The organism is Devosia ureilytica (genome assembly GCF_024273195.1).
In the GTDB taxonomy this organism is placed as follows: domain Bacteria; phylum Pseudomonadota; class Alphaproteobacteria; order Rhizobiales; family Devosiaceae; genus Devosia; species Devosia ureilytica.
In genome coordinates, this window is sequence record NZ_JAMZCU010000005.1 from 16,720 (window position 1) to 42,799 (window position 26,080).

Consider the following 26,080-nt stretch of genomic DNA (forward strand, 5'->3'; position numbering starts at 1 on the left):
GCGTGAACCGCTGGGAGATTAATTCGCTTTTGGCGTCTATTGTTATCATGCGGCCCGGCCGAGAACCTGATCTCCGTTTAGGAGAACGATTTGCTGATCATGGGGCTACTGAATCGGTGTTTCAGCCCGAGCCGTTTGCCCCCTCTAGATCCGCCGCTTTCTGGCGCACTTCTGCTATCAGAACAGGTTAAACAAACTGCTGCCGGCTGATCCCCACAAAATTGGAGGCGGAAGGCAGTTAAACGCGTTTCCACCTCCAAAACCGGACAGTCCGGTTTTGGGCTTTGAAGCAGATGGCAGCCGTTAGGTGATCAACGTCTTCGGCGACTGGACCACCCCAGAGCTAACTTGCAAGGCGCCAAGTCACCGTTTGACGCACGGCAGGGGCATGCAAGACTTAACAGTTATTTTGCATCTACTGTATCCGCGCGCTCGACACCTGACCAATCCTACCATTGTTGACTGCTAAACCGTCCCATGGGTATCAAATGCCGTGGGGGAGGACGGATCGCTGATATATTCTAATCATGTGCTGACAGAGGATCCCGAAGGCCATCGCTGGGCCGTGGTGAAAGAGACCTGCGACGTCAGCAATGACAATGACGCCTTGCTTGTACATGCGGTGGAGATCATACGCCAGGCTTACGGCGAGGACGAAATCCGGCGCATTGCAGATGAGGCAGCGATGTCATTGCCGGAGCCTGCAGAAGGTCTCACAGGGTCGTTCGACACCGGAGCGATCATGGCAGCCTTCAGGAAATCCATTCCCGATCCGGATAGAGAAGGCCGCAAACCGGCGCAGCTCGCAAACTACAGGTCGGAGACAGCGGAGCTCATTGCCCGCGCCGCGCTAGCAAAACTATATGGGTTCGAGGTTCCGCCGGCGTTGCACGCCACCAAGCCGAACCGAGTCCAGCCGATACTGGGCTTCGATGGTTGGACCGTGGCGCTGACCTCGCCCAACGGCCTTTCCTTGGTCCTTATTCAGGTCAAAGGCACTGATGAACCGAAGCGCCCCCCCGGGGAGGCGGCCAAGTTGGTGACCGAATGCGGCAAGGCCGTCACCGACAATGCAAAGCTGAACGATTTCCTAATGGCATGTGTGGTCCGGTGCCAAGGCACCGAATATGCAGCGATGCTTCTCGCGATGGTGTGGGAGCTCGAAACGACGGGGATGATTGCCAACACACTCCTGTCTCCAGTTATAGTCCGTGGTGAGGTCGAGGCAGATTTAGATGATCTGCAGTCCTTAAGAGAGGCGACAATTTCCTACTTGCATGCGAAAGCCCGTGGCATGACTCTCTCGCTCGGTGCCGAACTCAACGCGTTCGGTCGAGCGGCAATGGAAAGAGCCCGCAGGAATGACTGACGTTACGCCAATCTTCGATAGGGAGTATCTGGATGGTCTGGTCTCCCGCTTCGATGATGGTGCTTTCCAGTCATCGTTCAATAACCAGGAACATCCCGATGCCGCGCAGCTCGTTCAGCTTAAGCTCGGATCTATGCTGGGCTATGAGGAGTGGGTCTCCCGATTGGACGCGGATGTTGCCAGCCTCGGCACTTCCGACCATGTCGATGATGCCAGCCGGGTTTTCGATCGTTGGCTGGCCTATGTTGTAACGGCATATCCGCATCGCTCGATCGAGCTTCGCGACCTATTCTTGATGTCGACTTCGGCATTATGGGCTAGGCGTCCGACGGAGCTGCGGCACGTGCTAAGGCTCGATTCCATTTCGGCGATCATTGATCTGGCTGCGTCCTCCGATCAGGGATGGCCTAATCGGGTCAGGGAAGCCGTTTCTCGCGCGCTGATACTGGTCGCGCGCCAATCCGGGCGGGAAGATGTCGAGAACGCGCGCAAGCGACTTGACGAACTGCGAGACCTGCAGCGATCGGTCGAGGTCGACTGGCTCGAAGAGGCGCAGCGCCCCCAGCAATCGGCGTTGGAACTTCTTGCGTTGTACCATTGCGCCCAGGCGACCATCGTGCTCTCGCACTACGTGTTAGACGGTGCCTTCGTTGGAGCCAAGGGGCGCGCCGTCAATGTCGGAACAGAGTTGCGCACCTTGCTTCGAAAGTCTGGCGAGTATGCTGATTTGAGCTCAGAGCCTGGCCTGATGACCTGGACCAGGTCGGTCGCCTTGATGATCCATAAGCTGCGTGCGGACTCGATTTGGGCAAGCGGTTTCAACATCAACGATAAGATCGATCAGTTGGTCCGCTCATTTAGCCAACGCGACGGCGCAATCCTGAGCATGCTTCCTTCGCAACAAGATGCTCTGGCCAACAATCTGCTTGACGCCCAGCGCGAAGCTATGGTGCTCCAGATGCCGACAAGCTCCGGCAAAACTTTGATGGCCGAACTCGCAATCCTGCAGACACTCTCGAGCTACGCAACGGCAAAGGTCGTCTACCTTACACCCACCCGGGCCTTAGCTACCCAAGTGAGACGGACATTGAGTGCCGATTTCGGTGATCTGGACATTGAAGTCACCGCCGCCGGTAGCGCGTTCGAGGAAGATCCTTTTGAGCTCGCCCTGTTGCAGTCCGCGAGCGGCGTGGTGATTTCCACGCCGGAAAAGCTTGACCTCCTTTTACGTGCCCATTCCGACTGGTTCGAAGGCGTTCGTCTGGTGATCGTTGATGAGGCCCACCTTCTCAGAGACGGTGAACGGGGCGCGCGTCTTGAGCTTCTCCTTGCCAACCTGCGCCGTGAGCATGCCCACGTAAGATTGCTGCTTCTTACGCCTTTCGTGGAGAATGCCGTGGAAGTGGCGAATTGGTTGAGCGAAGATCGCGGCAGCGAGGTTGACGTGAGTTGGCGGCCGGCGCGGTTGATAGTTGGGCTGGCTTCCATCAAGGGCCGCCAATCCAAGCGTCGCTGGGAAATCGAATGGAAGGAGCCACATAGGCGGTCGGCTCTCACCGACACTGTTATGTTTTTGACCGAAGGAGAACGAGAAGCGCTTCGCGTCAGTAATTCCACTCGCACCAAGACGGTTTCCCTGAGCAAGCGATTGAGATCTATCGGCCCCTCGTTGGCGATGTTCCCGTCGTCTCGGGTGGGGGCCGAACAGGCGGCGCTGAAAATGGCCGAAGATAAGAGGGTGATAGATATCGACACCGCGCCTGCCGAACTTCGCGTCGCGTTGGCCCTAGCAGCCGAAGAATATGGAGACGATAGCGATCTTACACGATGCCTCAGGAAAGGTGTCGCCTTCCACCATTCCGCCCTGAGCGGCGAGTTGCGCTATCTCGTCGAGAGGTTGGCGGCGAAAGGAACACTGGACTTCATCGCAGCGACCACTACGCTCGCGCAGGGCATGAACTTTCCAGTTTCCAGCGTCGTCATCCATTCGGTAAGCAAACCTGGAGCGGGCCCTCTAACGCCGGCCGAATTCTGGAATATTGCTGGTCGTGCCGGTCGAGTTGGACTGTCGGAAAAGGGTGTCGTCGTCTTCGCGAATTCCGAGCACAGGGAATACTGGGATTCATACACCCGCTACCTGTCCGAGAGGATGGTATCCGCCATGGCGGAAGCAATCGCCAAAGTTCGCGAAAGCGATTCGGTCAAATGGACCTACAGGGTCAACGAGGGTCTTCGTCCCTTCATTCAATATATAGGTCACTCGGTCGCGAGGCAGGGCGCTAGTGCTACAGCAAGCGAATTGGAGCGTCTCGTCACCGCCAGCTTCGCCGGCAAGACCCAGGAAGTCGGGGACGCTCTGCTCAGGTTGGCGAGAAGATATATCGCGGACATTGCCGGCAAGCCACTCAATTACATGAAGGTGGCGGACCAGACCGGCCTCGCATCTTACAGCTTCGACGAGCTCTACGCCAACATCGCTGCGGATCAGGTGCTCGCCAAGGGTGGAGCGGATGAACTTAAGAACCCTGAAGGCATGAAGCATCTAATCGACGTGCTAGCAAAGCTCCCAGAACTGTCGTTGGCGCTGGAACAGGGGCATGGGCAGATCAACACCATGGCGGTGGCGAAGGTCGTCCATCAATGGATCAATGGCGCCAGTGTTAAGGAAATTTCCGCAACCTTTCCGGGAGACAGCGAGGCCGATAGGGTTCGTGAGGCCGGCAAATACGTCTTTGGTAAGGTTTCCCAGACGGTGTCATGGGGGGCTCATGCATTTCTTCGCGGAAGGACAATGCTGTCAGGGAACGACGCGCTGCTTTCCGAAGAGCACCGGATGCTGCCCGCCTACATTCAATATGGCGTCAATGACTCAGTTTCGGTCCTTGCTTCGATCATGGGCGTACCGCGACAGCTGGCTCCGCAAATGGCCGCCCTCTATGGCGAGCGGAACGGCAGCTTGCGCCCAGAAGACAGCGAAAAGTTCAAGACATTCCTCCATACTGGCCCGGTTGAGTTGTGGCGGGATGCGGTAGCCAATACGAAACTTGGCGAACGAGTGTCGGCCGACGACCTCCGAACCGTATGGCGCGATGCCCAGGGTCTCGACCGCGCGCCGACGAAGTCGGCTACTATTGCATAAACGGAGAAAATAATGTCGCGTGGTCATCCGGTTGTTCTGTCCAATGGATCCAAATGGCCGAATAAGACTGTCGCTAAAGCCTACTTCCGCGCCTTGCGAGATCGGTGGGGCGTCGGAGTCGTGATCGACGACCCCATCGACCATGAGAACCTTTGCGCTCTCCTTGAGCGATATGACGAGGTTATTGCGACGGGCCCGTCGAAAGTCGGTTGCGGTATCCGTCATTTCGAAACGAGGGAAAACGTCTCGCACGGCGGTCTTACGATCGGTTTTTGGGTGATCCGCACTGATGACAGCGAAACTGATTTTAGCTTTATGAGCGCCGTCGACGGTCAACCGCGAAATCCGGACGCGGAGTTTGTCGAAGCCTGCAGGGAAGCTGTCTACGAACGCATTTCTGAGGCGAAGCGTGAGTTCTTCCGAAAACATGCCGACGGAGCCGGACGCTTGGCATGCACGGTGACCGGGGAACTCGTTTCGGCAGCGGCGGCCCGTGTCGACTACATCGGCAAGTCGCTCCGAGATATCGCTTGGGATTTTAGGGTTAGCGAAGGTTGGGGGGCTGCAGTGCCTCAAGGTGTTATCTCTCCGCCGGCCGATGCTCAAGTTTCGGCCCAGTTCGCCGACATGGACGCCATGATCCGCTTTCGGTTCTTCCACGATCGCAATGCCAGAATGCGAGTTGTCTCGAAGTCTGCCCTGCCATCCAGATTGGCCGCCACCCGCAATATGGCGGTAGAGACTCCGCTTATGTTCGTTTGAACACAGGTCGGCTACAAACTGCAGCGCGAATGCCATTGGAGAGGGAGCTCATGGCTCAGAAGAAACGGCACACCATGCGCCGCACGAGCCTAACACCGCCACCTTTTCGTCGCTACACGAACCTTGCGGCCGCGATTCACCTGCTTCAGTCCCGCAAGATCACCCTTCTAAACCCGGCGCGGTGGGACGACGCCAACGACGCCTATTTCATGGGCGAGTATAAGCGCCTCGCAGGTGCCGAGACGGTGCTGGCCATCTGTTTTGCCGAAACAGCCGAGACGTATCATCATTGGCGAGTGTTCTCGCACGGCGCGGACGGCGTTTGCATAGAGTTCGACAAGGCGCGACTTCTGGCCAGTTTCGAGGGCCAGACTGGCGTCCTGAAGGACAAGGTCGTCTACCGAAAGATCGCGACGCTCAAGAAACGCCGCGAGATCGAAGCGGAGGAGCTGCCTTTCCTGAAACGGAAGCCATACGAACCAGAATGCGAATACCGCGTCATCTACGTCAACGAGACCGCTTCCATGGAGGCCAAGGACTTCGACATTGACCTCTCTTGGATCCGCCGGATCACCCTGAGCCCCTGGATGTCGAATGCGCTGAAGGAATCCGTGAAGAAGACCCTGCGTGGGATCAATGATGACTGCCGGCGCCTATCTGTCGTCCGCTCTACGCTGGTCGGAAACGAAGAGTGGAAGGGCCTGACAGCGAAGGCCGTCCAGATCGGATAACTGCGTCTGCTCTTGGGCGAAAATCAAGCTGGTTTGATCGACAGAAATGGTGAAGGGCTGAGATGCCGTTTGGCGTCGCAAAGCCACCCAGGCAAGAACCCGCGGTCCGCGTGCACTGGACTATGGGGATTTCTGTTTTGGCCCGACAGAAGCCCTGCTGCGCTCCGCGCCATATTGCGTGGAGCACTCGTCAAGTTGATGTCGCTCGTAGTGCACCTGACCCACCATCCACCACATCCACATGATCGTGCTAGGTGGTGGCCTCACACAGGATGGGCGGTGGATCTCGTCGCGCCCCGGCATTCCTGCAGCCGGTGCGGGTGCTCGGCGCGCTGTTCCGCCGGTTGTTCCTCAGCAGGCTGCTCGGCCCCCATGGTGCCGGAAAAATTGGCTTCTTCTGCAAGCTGGCAGGGCTCAGCGGCCGCCGCGCCTTCCAGCGTCACCTCGCGCCGGTCCGTAAGAAGCGCTGGGTGGTCTATGCAAATCGCCCTTTGCCGGGCCTGAGGCCGTGTTCGCCTATCTCTCCCGCTACACCCACCGGGTCGCCATCTCCAACAGCCGCCTGCTCCGGTTCGATGGGAGCGCGATCACCTTCCGCTACGAGGATTGTCGCCGCAGCGGCGCCAACCGGCAGCAGGTCATGACCTCGGCCGTCGACGAGTTCATCCGTCGCTTCCTGATCCACATCCTGCCGCGCGGGTTCCACCGCATCAGGCACTACGGCCTGCTTGCCGGCTCATCCTGCAAGGACGCTCTCGCCCATGCCCGCGATCTGCTTGAGGTGGCGCCGGCGCCGGACGAAGCGGCGGCCGAGAAGACCGCAGATCAGCGACCACCATGCCCCTGCTGCGGTGGCACCATGGTGATCATCGAGACCTTCGCTGCATGGTGCCAGTCGCGGGCGCCGTCGAGCGCCCGACCATCAACCCGGGAGACCATCCATGAACCTCCCGCGCCACCCCTCCCGCGGAGCGGGTTCATACATGGGGCGCACCTCCGACTCAGGGAGAAGAACACCTCCCAACACAAATCATGGCCATCGTTGACTCGTGAACGCGCGCGCCTCGCGCCAAACGATCCCAAAGGTGGGCACCGAGCTTCCCTTGAGTAATGTTAGCAGCGCCATGTAGCGCTTCGCTATAGCTGCTGCATAGTCAACGCTTTAGAGACACCAGGATGCCTGCCACCAAGCCATATGCAGATACGCGCCTACCGGCCTACATTGAGAAGCGTATACTCGAGCTACGCCCCATAAAGAGCCAGGCCGAAATCGCCACTGAAACCGGCTTTCCAAACCCAAACATGATCAGCATGCTAAAATCAGGCGCAATTCGCGTTCCGCTCGACCGAGTTCCCGCCCTAGCGGAGGCACTCCAGGTCGATCCCGCACGGCTTCTGCAGTTGGCCCTGGAGCAGTGGGCCGGTTCAGCCGCGGCACGCGCGTTCGACAGAATTTTTGAAACTGTTGTGAGCAAAAACGAAGTGGGCTGGCTGTCCGAAATACGTGACGCCTCTGATCACACCGATCCGGTAATGACTACTCGGGCTCGTGCTGCGATCCGCGCCATTTTCGGTAAGTAAGTAGTATCAAGCGACACGAAAACGCGCCGTCCGAGCGTTCGGTCGGCGCAGTCTATTCGAGGAGTTGAGTTGTCGCCCGGCAGTGGTCAGCCCGGCCCTGGCAGGAGCCGCCGACGCTGAAAAGGGAAAACCTGTGTGGGACAAAACTAGACGATGGCTGAACAATTTCAACCGGAAGCGGATCGCCGTTCCGGAGATCGCTGTTTTTGTGGACTGCGACGGGATTTCTGCAGCGGACGCTGAGCGAGCTCTCAAGATAGTCAAGCAGTACGGACACATCCGCCTATTGCGCGTTTACGGAAACCACGCCGGCCGATCCGTACACGCTTGGGCTAGCCTCGTTAGCAGGAACAACGGAGAAGCTCGTCATCTTCCCACACTAAAGCCCGGAAAGAATGCCAACGACATAGCCCTGTCGATTGATGCGGTCGAGGTGGTGCTGACCGGCAGAATCGATATTTTCGCGATCGTCGCCAGTGACACGGACTTCGTCCCTCTAGTGCGCCGGCTACTCCAGGAAGGCAAGACCGTCCTTGGATTTGGACAGAGGTCAACACCTCAAGCACTCCGAAGCGAGTGCAGTATGTTCTGGGATCTGGAATCGTCGAAGACCTTTGCTGTCGCGAGGAGGGCCGGCAACAAACTCTGGACCCTTTCCCCGTTAGATGCAGAAGCGCTGGTGGTAGGGGTACTAAGGGAGATTGCTCCGGATGGAGAGCTGATCGCCCTAGGCCGCTTGAGCAAATTACTCAAAAGGCGGGAGCCGGATTTCGACTCCCGGGTTTACAGCCGACGGAACATCAGCGGCTTGATACGCCACATGCAGTTGGTCGAACTCGTCGATCTGGATGGGGTTCCAAACGTCCGTTTGCGCGCGCCCCAGGACTAGCGGTGGTCCAATCGCAACGGCGGACGATTTAGGCCCAACCACCTTGCGAAACACCCATTCAAATGAGGATCAGAGTCTGCCTCGCGCTATCAAGGAGATAGTGGCACTAGGCTGTGGCAGCAAAAAATAGAAAAACATTTCACGCAACCCAACAGCGCGAACGCTATAGCGCCAAGCGAACGAAGGAGTGTTGTGTCACGATGAAGATAACCGCCTACCTCGTCCACGCCTTGCCAGTGGATCAGCGCCGTGTGTTCAATCGAAAAGAAGCAGCCAGCTACATCGGTGTTAGCCCTGGCCTCTTCAGCAATTTGGTGCGCAAGGGCATCATGCCTAATCCTCTTCCAAGCTTTGGTCGCGCCCGCCGCTGGGACAAGGCCTCCCTTGATCGAGCGCTGGACGCTTCCGTCGGCATCACTGGCTCGGGTGCACCTCTGACCACTGCCTACGACCAATGGAAGGCCACGAATGGTTAGGGCCAATCTTAAGGGCATCAACACGGTCAAGAAGCGTCGGAAGGACGGCTCGGTCAAGATTCACTATTACCATCGTGCGACCAAGCGTCCGCTAAGAGGCTCACCAGGCTCGCCGGAGTTCCTTAACGACTATGCGACGGCTGAGCAAAGCCAAGTCACGCAGCGAACAGGGACGCTCAGCGGCCTGATCCGCGACTTCACTTTGTCGCCCGAGTTCGGAAAGCGCGCCGAGAGCACGCAGAAGGAGTATCGACGCATGCTTGCCAAGGTCGAGACCAAGTTCGGCACTATGCCGCTGGCCGCCCTAGAGGACAAGCGCGTTCGCGGAGACTTCATGGATTGGCGCGACGAGGTGGCCACAGAGTCAGGCGCAAGAGAGGCCGACAATCGAATCTCGGTACTCAGCGCCCTGCTGTCCTGGGCCGTTGATCGCACGCGGATCGGGCAGCACCACGCGCGCGGAATTGCTCGACTACATAAATCAGATCGAGCTGACAAGATCTGGCTTCCTGAGCACATCGAAACATTCATGAAGGTCGCACCGATCGAGATGCAGCGCGCGCTCATCCTCGCGCTTCATACCGGCCAGCGTCAGGGAGATTTGCTCAAACTGGCATGGACTAACTATGATGGGCAGCGCATCAGCCTTCGCCAGAACAAGGGAACGCGCCGCGTATATGTTGCCTGCACACCAACTCTAAAGAGAATGCTTGACGGAATAAACCGCAGCGCAGCAGTGATCTTGACGACCAAAACGAGCCTACCCTGGACGAAGCGCTATTTTTCCGAGCATTGGAAAGCGGCTTGTCAGGCTGCAGGTATCGCGGATCTACACTTCCACGATTTGCGCGGGACCGCCGTTACGATGCTGGCAGAGGCCGGATGTAGCGTTCCGGAGATCGCCGCGATCACCGGTCACTCCCTAAAGTCGGTTGACACCATTCTAGAGAAGTATCTGTCTCGGACGGAGCACTTGGCCAAGTCAGCGATGACCAAGTTTGAGAACGCAAGTAGCACAGATTTTGCAAACCGGTTGCAAACCGTTGATCGAGCCGAAACGAGAGGAACCGCTAAGTCATTGAAATAAGTGGCGCGCCCGAAGAGATTCGAACTCCTGACCCCCAGATTCGTAGTCTGGTGCTCTATCCAGCTGAGCTACGGGCGCGCAGGCCGACTATGCGGCAGGCTTTGGATCGGTGAGACTTGCGCTTCCGATCGAAGCGGGGCAACCCATACATGGGCATGCTGGCCATTGCAAGCGGCGTCGCGACGATTTTTGTGGAAGCAATTAGACGAGTGGGCGCCGGCTCGGCAGCGTGATGTCAAAGCGGGTGCCCTGCCCTGTTTCGGCCAGCGCCAGCGCCCCGCCATGCGCCTCCACGATCTCGCGGGCAATGGCCAGCCCCAGCCCGGTTCCGCCCGACCGCGCCGATCCCTCGAAAGCCACAAACAGATTTTCGCGCGCGCGCGGCGGCAACCCAGGGCCATTGTCGGCCACCGAGATTACCGTTCGATCAGCATCGCTGCTGGCAGCCACTGTGATAGCGGACGATCGGTCCTCCAGCGAACCGGTTTCAAGCGCCTCGCGGGCATTCTTGAGCAGGTTGACCAGCACCCGCCCCATCTGTCCCGCATCCACATCCACCATCAGCGCAGCGTCCACCTCATTCTCGAACCCGATCATCGGATTGCCGGACACCCGCGCCTCAAAGGCCGCATCCTCGACCAGCGTGCGCAGGGACACTGCTGCGAAGCGCGGCACCACGCTGGTTTCCCGGCCATAATCGAGCACCGACTGGGCAAAGCCGATAGCCTTGTCGAGCGTCGTCACCAGACGGGGCGCCAGTCGTTGCACCTTGGGATCATCGAGCGTTGCCACCTGGTCCGACAGCAATTGCGCCGAAGTCAGGGTATTGCGGAGGTCATGATTGATCTTGGCCACTGCCAGACCCAGATCGGCCAAGTGCCGCCGCTGCCGCAGCATGGAGAACAGCTCGCTTTCCATCTCCGCCAGTTCGCGCTCCAGAATGCCGATCTCATCGCGCCGCGAGGAGGGCGCCAAAATCAGCGCCGCATTCTCCGGGGCCTTGCGGAAAGCCAGCATGTTGTCGGTCAGTCGTAACACCGGATCAATGAACAAGCGGCTCACCAGGACATAGAGAACAAAGGCCGTCACCGCCGCAATGCCCAACGACACAAGCGCGATCGAGCGCGAATAGTCGATCATGTCGCGGCGCAATGGCGCCTCGGGCATCAGCAGTTCCACCAGGCTCTCGTCCATGTCGCCGGCGCCCACCACCCGCAGTGTACGGCCCGGCCCGGCAAACAGGGTGTCGAGCGCCCCCCAGACACGGCTGGGCAGGTCGCCTTGGCGCAGGTCGGCGGTCACCACGGCGTCGGGCATCACCGGATTGGTCAATTCGATCATCTGGCTCTGGCCCTCGCGCCGATAGACGATGGCATTGGCGCCGGCCGAATTGAGCAGCCTGTCGGTCAGGTCTCGCGGCAACGCCATGACGTCGGGTACGGCATCAAGCACCCGCGCCGCCACCACCCCGACGCGCAGCCTGTCTTCAAGCCAGGTCGTGCGAAAACTGGCAACCGATGGCAGATAGACGATGATTTCAACAAACAGGATGACGCCGATGATCGTGACGATCAGCTTGCTCGAAAGCCCCGAGAATCGGCCGCTCATGATGCTGTGCTGATTTTTCATCACCCCGATCCTATGCCAGACGCCGCCCAGACGTCAGGCCCATTTTGGTCTAATGACCCTGCGGACTAAAGACGCAGCAGCCGTCGCAGTGCACCGCGACGCTTTGCCCAGTTAGATACGGTGCGACCGGCCAATCGGGTTTCACCAAGATCAACAAGGCTCGATATCAGGCTTGGATCGGGGATCGGCAGGTCCGCCAGCGCCTCGAGCGGCACGTCCCGGTCCATGGCCAGCGCCAGCACCGCCGCCATCTCGGCGGCACCCGGCCCAACCAGGCTTGCTGCGACCACGCGCCCCTTGGCATCGGCCAAGACTTTAATGAGGCCTGCGGCTTTCCCCAATGCCTGCGCCATGCCGTTTTCGGCAAAGCTGGTGCGATAGATCCCGTGGCCTGCCGCCAGCTTGCCCGGATCGGCGGGAAACCGTCCGATCTGGGCCAGCGCGGGTTCTGTCAAAACCAGTTGCGGCTGCGCTGCGGGACGATGCGCCGGAACGCCCAATACCAGGGCGTCCACCACCGAGCGGCCATGCGACACTGTATGGTGCCACCGATCAAGGCCGGCTGCTGCGCCAACGACGCGCACCTTGCCGTTGCTGGTCTGCCCCAGGGCGCCAATGGCATAGCGTCCCACCTGTCCGCGCAGGGGCCGCAACCGCGCCGCCTCGAGTTTGAGACTCCCCAGATTTGCCATATGCCCATGGCAGACCATCACATGAGAAAGGTCCAGCGCCATTTCCCCGCCATCGGCCAGGTCCACCACCGCGCCAATGCCCTGCGAGCGCGGCTGCAGCACGCGGACTTTACCGCCATCCACAATCCGCACGCCCTCGTCGGACAGCGCCTGCATGAGGATACTGGCGGCCTCGACATCATACCCGCTCAGTGCCCACCCCTGCGGTACCACGGTCACGCCCGACCCCAGCCGCGCATAGGCCTGGGCCAGCGCCAGGCCTTCAGGATCGCCGCCAATCACCAGCAGGTGCGTCAGCTTGCGGACATTGTCGAGAATACTGTGGGGGGTGAAATACTCAATATCTTCAAGCCCCGGAACTTCGGGCAGAATAGGATTGGCCCCCACGGCCAGCACCATGGCCTGCGGCCTGATCACCTGGTCGCCAACCTTCAATCCTGTGGGATCGATGAACTGGGCCTGCCCGCTGACCACTTCGATGCCCAACGCACGCAGCCGCTCGTGGCTGACCAGCGGCGCCTGCGCCGCGACCACCTGTCGCGCCCGCTCCTGCACCGCTTTCATGCTGATCTTGGGGTCGCCCGCGCCAAGCCCAAGGGCCGGTCCGGCGCGCATCGCCACTGCCGCCGATGCGCTTGCGGACAACGAAGCCACACGCACCGCCCGCAACGGGTCTTCGCCAGGTTCGGAAAAGCCTCGGTCGACCAGCATCACGCCGGCCCCGAGCCGCCTCGCATGCTGCGCCAGCGCTATTCCCAGGGCGCCTGCTCCAACAATGCAGAGCTCGGGTCGTGATATCTCAGCCATATCCGCCATGAGGCCAGAACCAATGCTGCTCTTATGCGGGGGAAAGCCTTGCTTGACAACAGGGTGCGCGGGTGTGTTCAGCGTGCTGAGGCGCGTTGACTTGGGAGACTCTTTTCCCTATAGACCCCACCAACCCGGAAGACGGTGCGTCTGTCAGCCGTCGTCACAATTTCTGCTTTCAAGCAGCACCAAACTAGAGGAACCGTGCGTCAGCGCGGTCTGATGTCATGAAGCGTACATACCAGCCCTCCAAGCTCGTGCGTGCCCGTCGTCACGGTTTCCGTGCCCGTATGGCCACCAAGGACGGCCGCGCGATTCTCAATCGCCGCCGCCGCGATGGCCGCAAGAAGCTGTCGGCCTAAGGGCTTGCAGGCCGGATGACGGCCGAACAGCCATTGCCCAAAGCGACATTGCGCCGCCTCAAGCGGCGCGCGCAGTTTCTCAAAGCCGCCCGGGGCAATCGCGCCGGGCGCTCTGCGTTTGGACTGCAGGCAATTGCCAGCGCCGAAAGCGCGCCCGGTGTTGGCTTCACCGTCACCAAGAAAGTCGGCAACTCGCCCGAGCGCAACCGCATGAAACGCCGTCTTCGTGCGGCTGCGGCAGCATGCGCGCGTGACTTTGTGCCCGGACATGACTATGTCCTCTTGGCGCGGCGCGAGGCTCTCAGCCAGCCCTTCGCCAGAATGATCGCCGACCTGTCGAGCCTCATCGCTCGTGTGCATGACACAAAGTCGGGCGATAATCGAAATACTCCCGGCCGCGGCCAACGGAACCCGAGACCATGAACTCTGACAATCGCAATGTCATCCTCGCCGTCGTACTCAGCATGCTCGTGTTGTTTGGCTGGCAGTTCTTCATTGCCGGGCCGCAGCTCGAACGCGCACAGCGCCAGGCCGAGATCACAGCCGCCCAGCAGGCCGAAGCCGAACAGCTTTCCGTGCCGCAGACCAATGCCGACGGCACGGCCGCCGCGCCCGCCACCGATGCGCCCCAGGTCTTTGCTGATCGCGACAGCGCCATTGCGGCGACCGAGCGCGTCACCATTTCCACGGCTGACCTTGATGGCTCGATCAACCTGACCGGCGCCCGCATCGACGATCTGCAGCTCAAGCAATATCGCGAAACTGCCGATCCCGATTCGCCCATCATCGCGCTCCTCAAGCCCGCAGGCCTGCCCGACGCCTATTTCGTCGAACAGGGCTGGGCCGCCGCTGCCGGTTCGAGCGTCGCCCTTCCGGGCAGCCAGACCGTCTGGACCGTTGAGGGCGACAACGCCACTTTGACCGCCCAGACCCCGGTGACTCTGCGCTACGACAATGGCGCCGGCCTTGTGTTCCATCGCACCTTTGCCGTGGACGACTATTATCTGTTCACCATCACCCAGAGCGTCGAGAACACCGGCACGGGTGATGTGGCGCTGTTCCCCTATTCGCGCGTGATCCGTCACGGCAATCCGAAGGTGCAGAACTTCTTCATCCAGCATGAAGGCCCCATTGGCGTGCTGGGCGCGAACAATTACGTCGCCCGCAAATATGGAGATCTGCAGAACGAAAAGCAGGTCGATTTCTCCTCGACCACCGGATGGCTCGGCATTGCCGACAAATATTGGGCCACCGCCGTGCTGCCCACGGCCGGCACCGCCATCAACGCCCGCTTTGCTTTCTCGCAGTCCAATGGCACCAATGTCTTCCAGACCAATTATGTCGAGACCCAGCCCGTCATGGTGCCGGCCGGCAGCACCGTCAGCCACGAAGCCTATGTTTTCGCCGGCGCCAAGGAAGACCGGGTCATCGCTGCCTATCAGGAGACCTATGGCTTCGATCGTATCGAGCTCCTGATCGACTGGGGCTGGTTCCACTTCCTGACCAAGCCGATGCACTGGCTGCTGGTTACGCTTTACGGCATCCTGGGCAATTTCGGCCTCGCCGTGCTTGCCGTGACCGTTATCGTCAAGGCCATCTTCTTCCCTCTGGCCAACCGCTCCTACGCTTCCATGGCTGCCATGCGCCGTGTGCAGCCGGAAATGAAGGCCATGCAGGAGCGCTTCAAGGACGACCGCGCTGCCCAGCAGCAGGCGATGATGGAGCTCTACAAGAAAGAGAAGATCAATCCGCTCTCTGGTTGTTGGCCCATCCTCATCCAGATCCCGGTGTTCTTCTCGCTCTACACCGTCATCTTCATCTCGCTTGAGATGCGCCATGCGCCGTTCTTTGGCTGGATTCAGGATCTGGCAGCGCCCGATCCGACCAATATCTTCACCCTGTTCGGCCTGATCCCCTGGGACCCGACCGTATTGCCGGTGCTGGGCTCGTTCCTTCACCTGGGCATCTGGCCCGTCATCATGGGCATCACCATGTGGGTGCAGATGCGCCTCAATCCGCCGCCGCCGGATCCGACCCAGGCCATGATCTTCAACTGGATGCCGGTGATCTTCACCTTCATGCTGGGCACCTTCCCGGCGGGTCTGGTGATCTACTGGGCTTGGAACAACACCCTCTCCATTGCCCAGCAGTGGTTCATCATGAAGCGCCACGGCGTCGAAGTGAACCTGTTCGGCAACATCATGGACACCTTCCGCCGCAAACCCAAGCCGGCCGAGCCCAGCAAGAGCTGAGCCGAAACAATCAGATAACAGGGCCCGCCGCTGATCCGGCGGGCTTCTCCTTTTAGGGTCAACGACATGAGCCAGCCCGACTATTCTCCCCACGTCATCGAGCGCGGCCGCCTGCTCTTTGCCCGCCCGATCCTGTTCGTGAAGGGTTGTGTCAGCCTCAACGACCTGCCACCCATGGATCGCATCGAGATTGCCTTTGCCGGCCGCTCCAATGTGGGCAAGTCCAGCCTGATCAATGCCCTCTGCGGCACGTCCGGGCTGGCGCGCACCTCAAACACGCCGGGCCGCACTCAGGAGCTCAATATCTTCGAGAGCCAGAGCGAGAGCCTGCGCATCGTCGACATGCCCGGCTATGGCTATGCCAAGGCGCCCGAGCCCAAGGTCAAGGCCTGGACCCGGCTGGTGCATCAATACCTCACCGGCCGCGCCACTCTGCGCCGCGTCTATGTGCTGGTCGATAGCCGTCACGGCCCCAAGGACAATGACATCTCGGTCATGAACGAGCTTGATCGCGCCGCCGTCAGCTATCAGGTGGTGCTGACCAAGGTCGACAAGCCCTCGGCCACCGATCTGGCCAGCGCCATCGCCAGTACAGAGGCCTGCATCGCCAAGCGCCCCGCAGCCCATCCCGATGTCATCCAGACCTCGAGCGAAAAAGGCACCGGCCTCAACCAGCTGCGTACCGAAATCGCCATGCTGCTCGAAAGCTGAGCCGAAAACAAAAAAGGCGCCTCGCGGCGCCTTTTGCATTCACGCGGCACTGGCAGCGTCCTGCAGGAACCGGGCGATATAGGTGCCCAATCGCGGGCTATCCGAAGGCTTGGCGAACGAGCTGAGTGCCGCTGATATGACGTCGTCCGGGGCTCTGCCGCGCCGCAGTTCCACCAGCGCCCGCGCATAATCGTCGTCGAATTCGGGATGCGGCTGGAAGCTCAGCGCCTTGCCCGATTTGTAGAGCAATCCCGCATTGGGCGCGAAGTCCGACCCCAGGATCACCTCGGCCTCTGCGGGCGGCACGATCACCTGATCCTGGTGCGAGCACGCGACTAGCATGGTGTCAGGCGCATCAGCCATGAAGCCGGGCCGCTGGCGCACCTGATATTGGTGCCGCCCCATGCCCCAGCCCTTTTCGGACTTGCGCACGTCCCCACCCAGCGCGTCAGCCATGATCTGGTGACCAAAGCAGATGCCCAGCATCGGCGTGCCGGCGGCATAGGCATTGCGGATGAAATCGCGCAACGGCGGCAACCAGGCGTGATCCTCGTAGACGCCCGCCGGCGATCCGGTGATCACGATGCCCTCAAGAGCAGCCGGATCAGGCAGCGCGTCGCCTGCCTCCACATTGACGTCGTCATAGCCAAAGGCCATGCCCGTTGCGTCGAACATGGCGCGGAACATCAGGCGATATTCAATGAATTGGGATTGCAGCGGCGCGGGAACCGCGCCCGTCTGGACGATAGTGAGTTTCATGAGGGCAGACTGGTTTAAGACCTGCCCTCAGATAGCGGCTCGGCGACCGGCTGGCAACACAACCGATCAGGCGGCAGGCTCAAATCGCAGCGATAAGCCATTGATGCAATAGCGCAGGCCGGTGGGCTGTGGTCCGTCTTCGAACACATGGCCCTGATGGCCACCGCAGTTTGAGCAGTGCACTTCGACGCGCTTCATGAACAGCGAATTGTCCTCGGCCGTTCCGATGGCGCCGGGGATAAAATCCCAGAAGCTGGGCCAGCCGGTGCCGCTGTCATACTTTTTGGCGGCCTCAAACAGGGCCTGGTCACAGCCCGCGCAATGAAACGTGCCGGCGCGTTTTTCATCATTCAACGGCGACGTGTAGGGCCGCTCGGTGTCCTCATGACGCAGCACCCGGTAGGCTGCGGGCTCAAGCTTTGCCTGCCATTCTTCATCGGTGAGGGTGAAGGGGAAGTTGCCCTCTGCGGCCACCGGCGCCCGCCCGAACCCCAGGGCAGCGCCCAGGCTCAGCAGCGAACCGGAAATCAGGACTTTGCGACGCGAAAGGCTCATCGGGCTTCTCCTTAAAAGGGCTGACGCCACCCGGCGGGAGGAAAGCCGGGCAGCGTCGGGGCAAGAGTGACGTGATCACAATAGCAAGCAAGGGGGCGACTATCGCGTCACGTCAAGGTGAGGCTCCACCAGAGGGACTGGAAGCGGGGCGGAGCCTCGGTACCTGCGCTATTCGTTGGTGCGCAGGCTTTGGTTACATCGCCGGCAGAAGCACGGCGTCGATGACGTGGATCACGCCGTTCGACTGGTCGACGTCAGCGATGGTCACGGTTGCCATGCCACCATTTGCGTCGGTGATCTTGACCATGTCGCCGTCCAGCGAGAAGGTCAGTTCACCACCCTGCACGGTCGCGGCCTTGTATTCACCGCCATTGTCATTGATCATCTTCACCAGGTCGCCCGAGTGAATGTCGCCGGCAATCACGTGATAGGTGAGCACTGCGGTCAGCTGGTCCTTGGCTTCAGGCGCCAGCAGGCCTTCGACCGTACCGGCCGGCAGCGCTTCAAACGCAGCATTGACGGGCGCGAACACGGTGAACGGGCCTTCGCCCGACAGCGTCTCAACCAGACCCGCAGCCTGAACGGCGGCAACCAGGGTGGTGTGATCGGCCGAATTCACGGCGTTTTCGACAATGTTGTTGGTGGCAGGCATGGCGGCGCCGCCCACCATCGGGTTTTCCTGGGCAAAGGCAGCGCCCGAAAGCGAACCAAGGGTCAGAACGGCGGCGAGGGAGAGAGCACGGATCGAAAGTGTCATGTTTAGGTCCTTCCTGTGTAATTCTGTTCCCATTCATCTCGATGGGACGCAGGAAGCTACGGGGGCTCTTCACCGGAAGTTTCAGTGCGCCCGACAAAAAAACAAAAAAAACGCGACCCCAGAGGATCGCGCCTATTATTTGTTAAAAATCAAAGCGCTAGCTTCGCAACCCCGACCATGCCGGGTCCGAGGCGTAGCTTTCGGTCGGTACGGTCTGGGCGCTGCGCCCCCAGATATCGACGCTCATCAGTCGCGGGCCATCATTGCCACCAGGATCCTGGAAGAACATGATCACCCGGCCATTGGGCGCCCATGTCGGCCCCTCGGCGTGATAGCCCGAATAGAGCAGGCGCTCGCCCGACCCGTCGGGGTTCATGATGCCGATATGGAACTGGCCGCCCGACTGCCGGGTAAAGGCAATCAGATCGCCATTGGGTGACCAGACGGGCGTGGAATAGCTGCCCTGGCCAAAGCTGATGCGCTGGGCGTTTCCACCACCGGCACCCATCATGTAGATCTGCGGCGAGCCGCCCCGGTCGCTTTCGAATATCAGGCGGCTGCCATCGGCCGAGAACGAGGGCGAGGTGTCGATGGCTGCGCCGGAGGTCAATTGCGTCGGCTGCCCGCCGCCGGTGGAGATCGAGTAGATGTTGGTGCTGCCGCCCTGCTCAACCGAAAACACCACCGTCCCGCCATCGGGCGAAAAGCGTGGTGCAAAGGTCATGGCACCAACATTGGCCAATTGCTGCTGCTGCCCGGTCGAGAGTTGCAGCAGATAGACCTGCGGATTGCCCTGCGAGAAGTTCATGTAGGTGACGAGATCGCCATTGGGCGAAAAGCGCGGGGTCAGCGCCATGGTCTGGCCATCGGTGAGATAGCTCACATTGGCCCCGTCCTGATCCATGATGGCCAGCCGCCGCACGCGATTGGCCTTGGGGCCGCTCTCGGCCACATAAAGGACCCGCGTATCGAAATAGCCCGTGCCGCCCGAAAGCTGGGAATAGATCGCGTCCGAAACCAGGTGCCCGATGCGCCGCGCAGAACTGGGGTCGGTGTTATAGCTATTGCCCACCACCTGCGCCGCCTGCTGGGTATCCCAGACGCGTACGGATGCGGAGATCTGTCCGCCCCGCTCCACCGCGCCCATCACCACGCCATCGACATTGGCCGTGCGCCACACGTTGAAATCGGGAGTGGCATTGACGTCGCCAACCTGCACCGGCAGCGAGGCCGGATCGAGCGGCAGGAATAGGCCAGAGCGCCGCAGATTGTTGCGCACGATATCGGCAATCTCGCGCCCGAAGGCCGGGTCCGACGAGGCAAAGTCGGGAATGGCGATGGGCAGCGGCTGGAAATTGGCGCCTTCCACCACGATGCGCAGCTGCGCAAAGGACATGGGAGCGGTCGCCAACAGGGCGCCACCGGCCAGGCCGAGTTTGAGCGCTGTGCGTCGGTTGAAAACAGTCATCGGTCCTAAATCTCTCCGGTCTTGCCGTTTGGGCCGCAGTTTGGCCAGCACCAAGGCAAATTCAAGGTCAGGGTCTGAGTTCCACTTCGATCTGCCGCCATTCGTCATAGGCGTCAGCCGAAAGCATCGAATAAGGGCCGCATTGCACCACGGCGCGCTGCGCCGCACGGGCAATCGCCTGTCCGCCCGCCGTCTGGTCGGCCGAGACGATCTGCGGTGTGCCATTGACGCTGCCGTCGCGGTTCATGCTCACGTTCAGCGTCACATTCATGCCGCTATTAAAGTCGCTCGGCAGCAGGTTCCAGCAGGTCTTGATCTTGGCCACCAGACCATCGATTGCCGTCTGGCTCAAACGGGCGGACGTGCCCGTCGTGTCGCCCAGCGTCGGCGAACCGCCCTGCCCGGTGGTCGCGCCAGTGGTGGGCGCATTGTTGATGATCGCCGTAATATCGTCAGCCGTCTCCGAGCTGATCTGTGTCGGCGGAGCCGGCCGCGCGGCGGCAGCGGCCTGGCGCACACGCTCTTCTTCTTCACGACGACGACGTTCGGCAGCCAGCGCCTGCTCGCGAATTTGTGCGAGGTCGCTGGGCCGCGATGTCGGCAGCGCCACGTCAACCCGGGGCGGCGTTGGTTCTGGCTCGGGGGTGGGTTCGGGCTCCGGTGTCGGCTCCGGCTCCGGCTCTGGTGCTGGCTCAGGTTCAGGTTCCGGTGCGGGCTCCGGCTCCGGCACAGGTTCAGGCGTTGGTTCTGGTTCGGGCGCCGGCTCGGGCTCGGGCGCAAGGTCCACCGGCCGCTCCTGCGGCAGCTCCACCGGGGCGGGCTCTGGTTCTGGTGCGGGCTCGGGCTCTGGTGCTGGCTCAGGCTCGGGTTCGGGGACCGGTTCGGGTTCAGGCGTTGCCTCGGCTTCTGGTGCGGGCGCTTGTTCGGTCACCGGCGCCGGTGTCGGAATATCAGCCGGCGAGGGCGTCACCTGGTCTTCTTGGGTATTGCCTGTCGGCTGCGCCAGCTCGGCAGGCACTTCAGATTCCACCGCCGACGGCGTCTCGGTCTCGACGACTTCGCTGTCGAGCTGGCCCAGGCGGATGTTGGAATATTCCTCGATGGGCACCAGCTCGACCGCAATGGACTGCACCGTCGGCTGCAATGGCTCTGTCAGTCCCAGATTGATGAGACCGATCACCAGCAGCAACGCATGGACGGATACCGATACAAGTACGCCGGTGCGCATGCCCTCGGCCTACCTCTCGCGCTCTGTAACGAGCCCGATCTTGGTATAACCGGCGGCGGACAGCAGGCCCATGACCCGCATCACCGTCCCGTAATTAGCCGTGGTATCCCCGCGCAGATAAACGCGGTCCTCCACGGTCGCCAAAGTCCCAACCGTGGACACCAGATCAGTTTCGGTCACTGGCGCCTCGTCGACAAAAATCGCCCCCTCGGGCGACACCGAGACAGTGATCGGACGTGTCTGGCTCGGCAATTCGCTGGCTGCTGTGCGCGGCAGATCGACCGGGACGCCCGATGTCAGCATGGGCGCGGCCACCATCATGATGATCAGCAACACCAGCATGACGTCGACCATCGGCGTCACGTTGATCTCGCTCATAATCCCGGATTTCTTGCGCCGACGGCGGCGGCCGCCGCCGCTGCCTCCGCCACCTACACCACCCATGCCCATGTCAGCGACCCCGCGCTTCGAGCTGGCGGCTGAGAATGGTTGAGAATTCGTCGGCAAAACCCTCCAGCCGTCCGATCATCTTGCCGGCGTCCGAGGAGAGCTTGTTATAGGCAATAACCGCAGGAATGGCGGCCACAAGGCCAATCGCCGTTGCAAACAGCGCCTCGGCAATCGGCCCGGCCACCACTGCCAGGTTCGTGTCGGACGATGCCGCGATATTGGTGAAGGCATTCATGATGCCCCAGACCGTGCCGAACAGGCCGATGAACGGCCCCGCCGACCCGACCGTGGCCAGGAAGCTCAACCGCTTTTCGAGATATTCGCTCTCCCGGGCAATGGCCACATCCAGAACCTTGTCGAGCCGCTGCTGCATGCCCACAAAGCTCGCCGCGTTTTGCTCGTGGCTGCGTTTCCATTCCTTCATGGCCGCAACAAACACCGCGCCCAGCCCACCTGAGGGCTTTTCCGCCTGCTGCTGATAAAGTTCCTCCAGCGACTGCCCCGACCAGAACGTGCGCTCGAAGCGGTTCATCTCCGCCTGGCTGCGTCGATAGGTGATGGTTTTGTCGATGATGATCGCCCAGCACCAGATCGAAGCGCCAAGGAGTCCCAGCATCACCGTCTTGACGACGAAGTCAGCGGCCCAGAACAGGCCCCAGATGGAGAGGTCCGCATGCGGAGCGACCGCTCCAACTGCATCCATGGCTTCCATGTCGTGATCCCTTTTGGCCGGCCCGTGCGTGAAGCCCCATTGCCGCTGCGATGGGGACGAAATCTGTCAAAATTAAGAGAAATGCCCGCATTTCCGGGCGCAGGATGGTCCGGCGCGGCGCAAATCTGCCTATGCGCCGTTTATGGTCACCAAAGAGTTAATAAAGAGAGTCTGGGGACCGGATCGTGACCTTTGGTCCGCTGGCTGACAGCTAGGCGCCAGGTTCTAGACGTTGCCGCAGAGCCTTGGGCAGGCGCGCCGGTCCTCCGCTCATCTTGATCGTCACCACGCTTACCCGCGCCGAAGTGACGGCCACGCCTTCACGCGAAATTGTCTGATTGAGCACCAGCCGCACACCGCTCATTTCTGCCACTTCGGTCGAAACCTCGAGCAAATCATCGATCCGCGCGGCGGCCCGAAAGTCGATTTCCATCGCGCGCACGGCAAAGGCCAAGCCCTCGCTTGCCAGCTCATGGTGATGAATGCCCAGATCGCGAAGCAATTCGGTCCGGCCGCGTTCGAAGAACTTGAGATAGGCGGCGTGATAGACATTCCCCGAAAAATCGGTGTCCTCATAGTAGATGCGAACCGGAATGATGTGCTGGGTCATGGCGACTTGAAGCTCAGCCCACGCGCGGACATGGCCGGCTCCAGTTCGACAAAGCTCTTCGGCCCGATCCCGTGCAAATCAGCGACATCCTGGCGGACCCAAAGCGCCAGGTCAGCAAACGTGATGATCCCGGCCGCCGCCAGCGCCCGCTGCGCCGGACGGCTGAGCTTGACACTATCAGCGATCCGGTCCGTCGCAGCGCTCATGCCGGTTCCCGCTCGTCATAGGCTATATGGGTCTGCTGGTCCGGCAAGTTCCGCAGAAATTCCGGTAGCCAGCGGGGCTGGAGATTGAAGGCCTCCAGCGCATCCCCTGCCAATGGCACCCAATAAAACGAGAGGATATGCCCCTCGTCGGGTCTTTGCAGCCAGGGCGACGTACCATTCGGCCCCTGCCCCGGTAGGTCAACCGTGTAGAAAAACCCCAGCTCGTGAAAGTCCTCGCCCGCGCGGCGATAAAAACTCTCCGAGGTCGCGATCATCGGCCCCAGCGTTGCCGGCATGGCCAGCTCTTCGGCCATCTCGCGCTCAAGGCTCAGCGCGCTCGTTTCACCCAATTCGATCCGCCCGCCGGGCAGCATGGTGTAGCCATCATCGTCCTCCCGGCAGACCAGCACATGACCATCGACAATGATGATCCCGGCCACACGAAAATTGAACCGCTGCCCCTCGATGGGAAAACTGATGACGTGGCGGGCGCTCATTCCTCGGTCTCCTCGAAGAGGCTCGATTGCAGCCCGACAAAGCCCTGCGGCACGACCCGGTTCAGGTGCTGGAAGGCGATGGCCGTCAGCATCCGCCCGCGCGGCGTGCGCTGGATGAACCCCTGCTGCAACAGATAAGGCTCGACGATTTCCTCGATGGCGTCGCGCGGTTCCGAAAGCGCCGCAGCAATGGTTTCGATTCCCACCGGTCCGCCATTGTAGAAGTCGGCAATGGTTGTGAGATAACGCCGATCCAGCTGATCCAGCCCCCGCGCGTCGACATCGAGGCGCAACAGTGCCTTGTCGGCCACGGCGCGATTGACCTCGGCAACCCCATCAACCAGCGCGAAGTCGATCACCCGGCGCAGCAGCCGCCCGGCGATGCGGGGCGTGCCACGCGAGCGCCGGGCAATTTCCATCGCCCCGTCCGCCGCCATCGGCATCCCCATCAGTCGCGCCCCGCGCGTCACGATCTGCACCAGTTCCTCAGGCGTATAGAAATTGAGCCGCACCGGAATGCCGAAGCGATCGCGCAGCGGCGTCGTCAGCAGGCCCGCCCGCGTGGTCGCCCCTACGAGCGTGAACTTTGCCAGATCGATCCGCACCGAACGCGCCGCCGGCCCCTCGCCGATGATCAGGTCGAGCTGAAAATCCTCCATCGCCGGATAGAGCACTTCCTCGATGGCCGGGTTGAGCCGGTGGATTTCATCGATGAACAGCACATCGCGGTCTTCGAGATTGGTCAGCAGCGCCGCCAGATCCCCCGCCTTGGCGATCACCGGGCCGGACGTGGCGCGGAAACCCACGCCCAGCTCGCGCGAAATGATTTGCGCCAGCGTGGTCTTGCCCAGCCCCGGCGGGCCCACGAACAACACATGGTCCAGCGCCGCTCCGCGCTGCCTGGCCGCCTGGATGAACACCTCAAGATTAGCCCGCGCCGCCGCCTGCCCGACGAAATCGGCAAAACCGGACGGGCGCAGGGAGACATCAAGATTGTCGTCGCGGCCAGCAGATGCAGAAGTAAGGGTCACGCACTCAGCTCCCGCAGGCCCAGCCGGATCAGCTTCTCGGTTGGGGTATCATCGCCTTCCTTGGCCACCACCCGCGCCACCGCGCCCGAAGCCTGCGCGCTGGAATAGCCCAGATTGGTCAGCGCCGAGACCGCATCGGAGATATTGCCGGCGGCGAGGCCCTCGCCCAGGGCCGCCTGCAGCCCCAGCGTGCCCGCATCGATCCCGCCAAGCGCCGGCACCTTGCCCTTGAGCTCGGTGACCACGCGCACCGCCAGCTTTGGCCCGACGCCATTGGCGCGCCCGATCATCGCCTTGTCCTGCAAGGCAACCGCGCTTGAAAGCTCGGCTGGCGAAAGCACCGACAGGATCGCCAGCGCCACGCGCGCGCCCACGCCCTGCACACTGGTCAGCAGGTTGAACCAGCCCTTTTCGGCCTCGCTGGCAAAGCCATAGAGCTTGATGAAATCCTCGCGCACGATGGTCTCGATGAATACCACCGCCGCTTCGCCCACCCGGGGCAGCGCCTGCAGCGTCCGGCCCGAGCAGAACACCTCGTAGCAGACCCCGCCGCAATCGATCAGCACGACATCGTCGCCAAAACTGTCGATCAGGCCCTTTAGCTTGCCGATCATGCAAAGGCTCCCATGCGGCGAGCGGAAACGCGGTGATGCGCGTGGCAGATGGCAATGGCCAGCGCGTCTGCCGCGTCCGCTCCCTTGATCACTGCACTGGGCAGAAGCGTTTTGACCATCAGCGCCACCTGGTTCTTGTCAGCATGTCCCGTGCCCACCACCGATTTCTTGACCAGGTTGGCCGCATATTCGGCCACCACCAACCCGCGCATGGCCGGGGTTACCAGGACCACGCCGCGCGCCTGCCCCAGGATAAGCGCCGAGCGCGCCCCGGCATTGACAAAGGTTTCTTCCACCGCCGCCTCGTCCGGGGCATGGGTGTCGAGAATGGCATTCAGCCCCTCGGCCAGCGCCGCCAGCCTTTGGGCCAGTGGTCCATCCACCGGCGGCGTCAGCGTGCCACCGGCGACAAAGCTCAGCCGATTGTCCAGCGCTTCGATAATGCCCCAGCCGCAGCGTCGCAGCCCCGGATCGATCCCGATGATTCTCACAGCCCGTGTCATGATGTTCCTTGTAGTGACGCCGGCCAATCATACCAAGTGCAAAGTGAACAAATGAGCAACAAACGCACAGTCCCAGCCACTTCGTTCAATTTTTACCAGATGGACAAACACCGTGTTGAGGAAACTCGGGCTAGCTAGCGGTCCGGGAATTCAGGCAAATGGGGCATAAATGGCAGAGGCGGAGAACAATAAAGCCGGACACA

At 61.1% G+C, this 26,080-nt stretch carries 27 protein-coding genes, 1 tRNA gene and 1 pseudogene; 13 read left to right on the top strand and 16 right to left on the bottom strand.

The window, feature by feature from the left end; genetic code table 11:
* Positions 1–529 precede the first annotated feature (529 nt).
* From NIM87_RS13340 to NIM87_RS13380, 9 genes and pseudogenes are all read left to right on the top strand, one after another.
* The gene (locus NIM87_RS13340; protein ID WP_254675199.1) at positions 530–1,369 is read left to right on the top strand and encodes a hypothetical protein; all 840 of its coding nucleotides are present in this window, start codon (positions 530–532) and stop codon (positions 1,367–1,369) included.
* Complete coding sequence (locus tag NIM87_RS13345; RefSeq protein ID WP_254675200.1) at positions 1,362–4,508, top strand: DEAD/DEAH box helicase; 3,147 nt, start codon at positions 1,362–1,364, stop codon at positions 4,506–4,508. Before NIM87_RS13340 ends, NIM87_RS13345 begins: the two co-directional genes overlap by 8 nt.
* A 12-nt stretch (positions 4,509–4,520) precedes the next feature.
* On the top strand, positions 4,521–5,270 hold the full coding sequence (locus NIM87_RS13350; protein ID WP_254675201.1) for a DCL family protein: 750 nt from the start codon (positions 4,521–4,523) through the stop codon (positions 5,268–5,270).
* Between the two features lie 50 nt (positions 5,271–5,320).
* The gene (locus NIM87_RS13355; protein WP_254675202.1) at positions 5,321–6,001 is read left to right on the top strand and encodes a DUF2971 domain-containing protein; all 681 of its coding nucleotides are present in this window, start codon (positions 5,321–5,323) and stop codon (positions 5,999–6,001) included.
* 216 nt (positions 6,002–6,217) lie between these two features.
* Positions 6,218–6,938: pseudogene (locus NIM87_RS18860) on the top strand (IS91 family transposase); the annotation flags it as partial.
* Positions 6,939–7,177: 239 nt separating this feature from the next.
* Entirely contained in the window at positions 7,178–7,582 is a 405-nt protein-coding gene (locus tag NIM87_RS13365; protein ID WP_254675203.1) for a helix-turn-helix domain-containing protein, read from the top strand.
* An 82-nt stretch (positions 7,583–7,664) separates the two neighbouring features.
* On the top strand, positions 7,665–8,471 hold the full coding sequence (locus tag NIM87_RS13370; RefSeq protein WP_254675204.1) for an NYN domain-containing protein: 807 nt from the start codon (positions 7,665–7,667) through the stop codon (positions 8,469–8,471).
* Positions 8,472–8,671: 200 nt separating this feature from the next.
* Entirely contained in the window at positions 8,672–8,947 is a 276-nt protein-coding gene (locus NIM87_RS13375; protein WP_254675205.1) for a helix-turn-helix transcriptional regulator, read from the top strand.
* Positions 8,940–10,034: a tyrosine-type recombinase/integrase gene (locus tag NIM87_RS13380; protein WP_254675206.1), complete on the top strand. Its 1,095-nt coding sequence runs from the start codon at positions 8,940–8,942 to the stop codon at positions 10,032–10,034. Before NIM87_RS13375 ends, NIM87_RS13380 begins: the two co-directional genes overlap by 8 nt.
* A gap of 1 nt (position 10,035) precedes the next feature.
* Here the strand turns inward: NIM87_RS13380 and NIM87_RS13385 are convergent.
* From NIM87_RS13385 to NIM87_RS13395, 3 genes are all read right to left on the bottom strand, one after another.
* Positions 10,036–10,112, bottom strand: a tRNA-Arg gene (locus tag NIM87_RS13385).
* Between the two features lie 123 nt (positions 10,113–10,235).
* Positions 10,236–11,663 carry a sensor histidine kinase gene (locus NIM87_RS13390; RefSeq protein WP_254675207.1) on the bottom strand — a complete coding sequence of 476 codons (1,428 nt, stop codon included), beginning with the start codon at positions 11,661–11,663 and terminating at the stop codon, positions 10,236–10,238.
* Between the two features lie 65 nt (positions 11,664–11,728).
* Positions 11,729–13,171: an FAD-dependent oxidoreductase gene (locus tag NIM87_RS13395; RefSeq protein ID WP_332017524.1), complete on the bottom strand. Its 1,443-nt coding sequence runs from the start codon at positions 13,169–13,171 to the stop codon at positions 11,729–11,731.
* A gap of 218 nt (positions 13,172–13,389) precedes the next feature.
* On the opposite strand from NIM87_RS13395, the gene rpmH reads away from it, so the two are divergent.
* From rpmH to yihA, 4 genes are all read left to right on the top strand, one after another.
* On the top strand, positions 13,390–13,524 hold the full coding sequence (rpmH, locus tag NIM87_RS13400) for a 50S ribosomal protein L34 (RefSeq protein ID WP_035077916.1): 135 nt from the start codon (positions 13,390–13,392) through the stop codon (positions 13,522–13,524).
* A gap of 15 nt (positions 13,525–13,539) precedes the next feature.
* A complete protein-coding gene (gene rnpA / locus NIM87_RS13405) occupies positions 13,540–13,947 on the top strand; it encodes a ribonuclease P protein component (RefSeq protein WP_254675209.1) in 408 nt (135 codons plus the stop codon).
* On the top strand, positions 13,944–15,776 hold the full coding sequence (yidC, locus tag NIM87_RS13410) for a membrane protein insertase YidC (protein ID WP_254675210.1): 1,833 nt from the start codon (positions 13,944–13,946) through the stop codon (positions 15,774–15,776). The genes rnpA and yidC overlap by 4 nt, the downstream gene beginning before the upstream one ends.
* Positions 15,777–15,842: 66 nt before the next feature.
* A complete protein-coding gene (yihA, locus tag NIM87_RS13415; protein WP_254675211.1) occupies positions 15,843–16,487 on the top strand; it encodes a ribosome biogenesis GTP-binding protein YihA/YsxC in 645 nt (214 codons plus the stop codon).
* A gap of 39 nt (positions 16,488–16,526) precedes the next feature.
* Here the strand turns inward: yihA and NIM87_RS13420 are convergent, their stop codons facing one another.
* The 13 genes from NIM87_RS13420 to ruvC form a co-directional block, all read right to left on the bottom strand.
* Positions 16,527–17,246, bottom strand: a complete 720-nt coding sequence (locus NIM87_RS13420) for a type 1 glutamine amidotransferase (RefSeq protein WP_254675212.1) — start codon at positions 17,244–17,246, stop codon at positions 16,527–16,529.
* A gap of 66 nt (positions 17,247–17,312) precedes the next feature.
* Positions 17,313–17,801, bottom strand: coding sequence for a peptide-methionine (R)-S-oxide reductase MsrB (gene msrB, locus NIM87_RS13425; protein ID WP_254675213.1), 489 nt, complete (start codon positions 17,799–17,801; stop codon positions 17,313–17,315).
* A gap of 193 nt (positions 17,802–17,994) precedes the next feature.
* Positions 17,995–18,558 carry a fasciclin domain-containing protein gene (locus NIM87_RS13430; protein WP_254675214.1) on the bottom strand — a complete coding sequence of 188 codons (564 nt, stop codon included), beginning with the start codon at positions 18,556–18,558 and terminating at the stop codon, positions 17,995–17,997.
* 157 nt (positions 18,559–18,715) lie between these two features.
* Positions 18,716–20,026, bottom strand: a complete 1,311-nt coding sequence (tolB, locus tag NIM87_RS13435; protein ID WP_254675215.1) for a Tol-Pal system beta propeller repeat protein TolB — start codon at positions 20,024–20,026, stop codon at positions 18,716–18,718.
* Between the two features lie 67 nt (positions 20,027–20,093).
* Entirely contained in the window at positions 20,094–21,254 is a 1,161-nt protein-coding gene (locus NIM87_RS13440) for a hypothetical protein (protein ID WP_254675216.1), read from the bottom strand.
* A 9-nt stretch (positions 21,255–21,263) separates the two neighbouring features.
* On the bottom strand, positions 21,264–21,704 hold the full coding sequence (locus NIM87_RS13445) for an ExbD/TolR family protein (RefSeq protein ID WP_254675217.1): 441 nt from the start codon (positions 21,702–21,704) through the stop codon (positions 21,264–21,266).
* A 1-nt stretch (position 21,705) separates the two neighbouring features.
* Positions 21,706–22,416 (bottom strand): protein TolQ, encoded by a 711-nt coding sequence (gene tolQ, locus NIM87_RS13450; protein WP_408640077.1) that lies wholly within the window; start codon positions 22,414–22,416, stop codon positions 21,706–21,708.
* Positions 22,417–22,627: 211 nt separating this feature from the next.
* The gene (gene ybgC / locus NIM87_RS13455) at positions 22,628–23,026 is read right to left on the bottom strand and encodes a tol-pal system-associated acyl-CoA thioesterase (protein WP_254675218.1); all 399 of its coding nucleotides are present in this window, start codon (positions 23,024–23,026) and stop codon (positions 22,628–22,630) included.
* Entirely contained in the window at positions 23,023–23,232 is a 210-nt protein-coding gene (locus tag NIM87_RS13460) for a helix-hairpin-helix domain-containing protein (RefSeq protein ID WP_254675219.1), read from the bottom strand. Before NIM87_RS13460 ends, ybgC begins: the two co-directional genes overlap by 4 nt.
* Positions 23,229–23,729 (bottom strand): NUDIX hydrolase, encoded by a 501-nt coding sequence (locus NIM87_RS13465; protein WP_254675220.1) that lies wholly within the window; start codon positions 23,727–23,729, stop codon positions 23,229–23,231. The genes NIM87_RS13460 and NIM87_RS13465 overlap by 4 nt, the downstream gene beginning before the upstream one ends.
* Positions 23,726–24,760: a Holliday junction branch migration DNA helicase RuvB gene (ruvB, locus tag NIM87_RS13470; protein WP_254675221.1), complete on the bottom strand. Its 1,035-nt coding sequence runs from the start codon at positions 24,758–24,760 to the stop codon at positions 23,726–23,728. The genes NIM87_RS13465 and ruvB overlap by 4 nt, the downstream gene beginning before the upstream one ends.
* Entirely contained in the window at positions 24,757–25,374 is a 618-nt protein-coding gene (gene ruvA, locus NIM87_RS13475) for a Holliday junction branch migration protein RuvA (protein WP_254675222.1), read from the bottom strand. Before ruvA ends, ruvB begins: the two co-directional genes overlap by 4 nt.
* A complete protein-coding gene (gene ruvC, locus NIM87_RS13480; protein ID WP_254675223.1) occupies positions 25,371–25,877 on the bottom strand; it encodes a crossover junction endodeoxyribonuclease RuvC in 507 nt (168 codons plus the stop codon). Before ruvC ends, ruvA begins: the two co-directional genes overlap by 4 nt.
* Positions 25,878–26,080: the final 203 nt, after the last annotated feature.

Bases quoted from the DNA above. Each gene is read 5' to 3' on its own strand.
- NIM87_RS13345 (WP_254675200.1), top strand. From the start codon at position 1,362: ATGACTGACGTTACGCCAATCTTCGATAGGGAGTATCTGGATGGTCTG.
- NIM87_RS13350 (WP_254675201.1), top strand. From the start codon at position 4,521: ATGTCGCGTGGTCATCCGGTTGTTCTGTCCAATGGATCCAAATGGCCG.
- NIM87_RS13355 (WP_254675202.1), top strand. From the start codon at position 5,321: ATGGCTCAGAAGAAACGGCACACCATGCGCCGCACGAGCCTAACACCG.
- NIM87_RS13365 (WP_254675203.1), top strand. From the start codon at position 7,178: ATGCCTGCCACCAAGCCATATGCAGATACGCGCCTACCGGCCTACATT.
- NIM87_RS13375 (WP_254675205.1), top strand. From the start codon at position 8,672: ATGAAGATAACCGCCTACCTCGTCCACGCCTTGCCAGTGGATCAGCGC.
- NIM87_RS13380 (WP_254675206.1), top strand. From the start codon at position 8,940: ATGGTTAGGGCCAATCTTAAGGGCATCAACACGGTCAAGAAGCGTCGG.
- NIM87_RS13390 (WP_254675207.1), bottom strand. From the start codon at position 11,663: ATGAAAAATCAGCACAGCATCATGAGCGGCCGATTCTCGGGGCTTTCG.
- NIM87_RS13395 (WP_332017524.1), bottom strand. From the start codon at position 13,171: ATGGCGGATATGGCTGAGATATCACGACCCGAGCTCTGCATTGTTGGA.
- rpmH (WP_035077916.1), top strand. From the start codon at position 13,390: ATGAAGCGTACATACCAGCCCTCCAAGCTCGTGCGTGCCCGTCGTCAC.
- rnpA (WP_254675209.1), top strand. From the start codon at position 13,540: ATGACGGCCGAACAGCCATTGCCCAAAGCGACATTGCGCCGCCTCAAG.
- yidC (WP_254675210.1), top strand. From the start codon at position 13,944: ATGAACTCTGACAATCGCAATGTCATCCTCGCCGTCGTACTCAGCATG.
- yihA (WP_254675211.1), top strand. From the start codon at position 15,843: ATGAGCCAGCCCGACTATTCTCCCCACGTCATCGAGCGCGGCCGCCTG.
- NIM87_RS13420 (WP_254675212.1), bottom strand. From the start codon at position 17,246: ATGAAACTCACTATCGTCCAGACGGGCGCGGTTCCCGCGCCGCTGCAA.
- msrB (WP_254675213.1), bottom strand. From the start codon at position 17,801: ATGAGCCTTTCGCGTCGCAAAGTCCTGATTTCCGGTTCGCTGCTGAGC.
- NIM87_RS13430 (WP_254675214.1), bottom strand. From the start codon at position 18,558: ATGACACTTTCGATCCGTGCTCTCTCCCTCGCCGCCGTTCTGACCCTT.
- tolB (WP_254675215.1), bottom strand. From the start codon at position 20,026: ATGACTGTTTTCAACCGACGCACAGCGCTCAAACTCGGCCTGGCCGGT.
- NIM87_RS13440 (WP_254675216.1), bottom strand. From the start codon at position 21,254: ATGCGCACCGGCGTACTTGTATCGGTATCCGTCCATGCGTTGCTGCTG.
- NIM87_RS13445 (WP_254675217.1), bottom strand. From the start codon at position 21,704: ATGGGCATGGGTGGTGTAGGTGGCGGAGGCAGCGGCGGCGGCCGCCGC.
- tolQ (WP_408640077.1), bottom strand. From the start codon at position 22,416: ATGGAAGCCATGGATGCAGTTGGAGCGGTCGCTCCGCATGCGGACCTC.
- ybgC (WP_254675218.1), bottom strand. From the start codon at position 23,026: ATGACCCAGCACATCATTCCGGTTCGCATCTACTATGAGGACACCGAT.
- NIM87_RS13460 (WP_254675219.1), bottom strand. From the start codon at position 23,232: ATGAGCGCTGCGACGGACCGGATCGCTGATAGTGTCAAGCTCAGCCGT.
- NIM87_RS13465 (WP_254675220.1), bottom strand. From the start codon at position 23,729: ATGAGCGCCCGCCACGTCATCAGTTTTCCCATCGAGGGGCAGCGGTTC.
- ruvA (WP_254675222.1), bottom strand. From the start codon at position 25,374: ATGATCGGCAAGCTAAAGGGCCTGATCGACAGTTTTGGCGACGATGTC.
- ruvC (WP_254675223.1), bottom strand. From the start codon at position 25,877: ATGACACGGGCTGTGAGAATCATCGGGATCGATCCGGGGCTGCGACGC.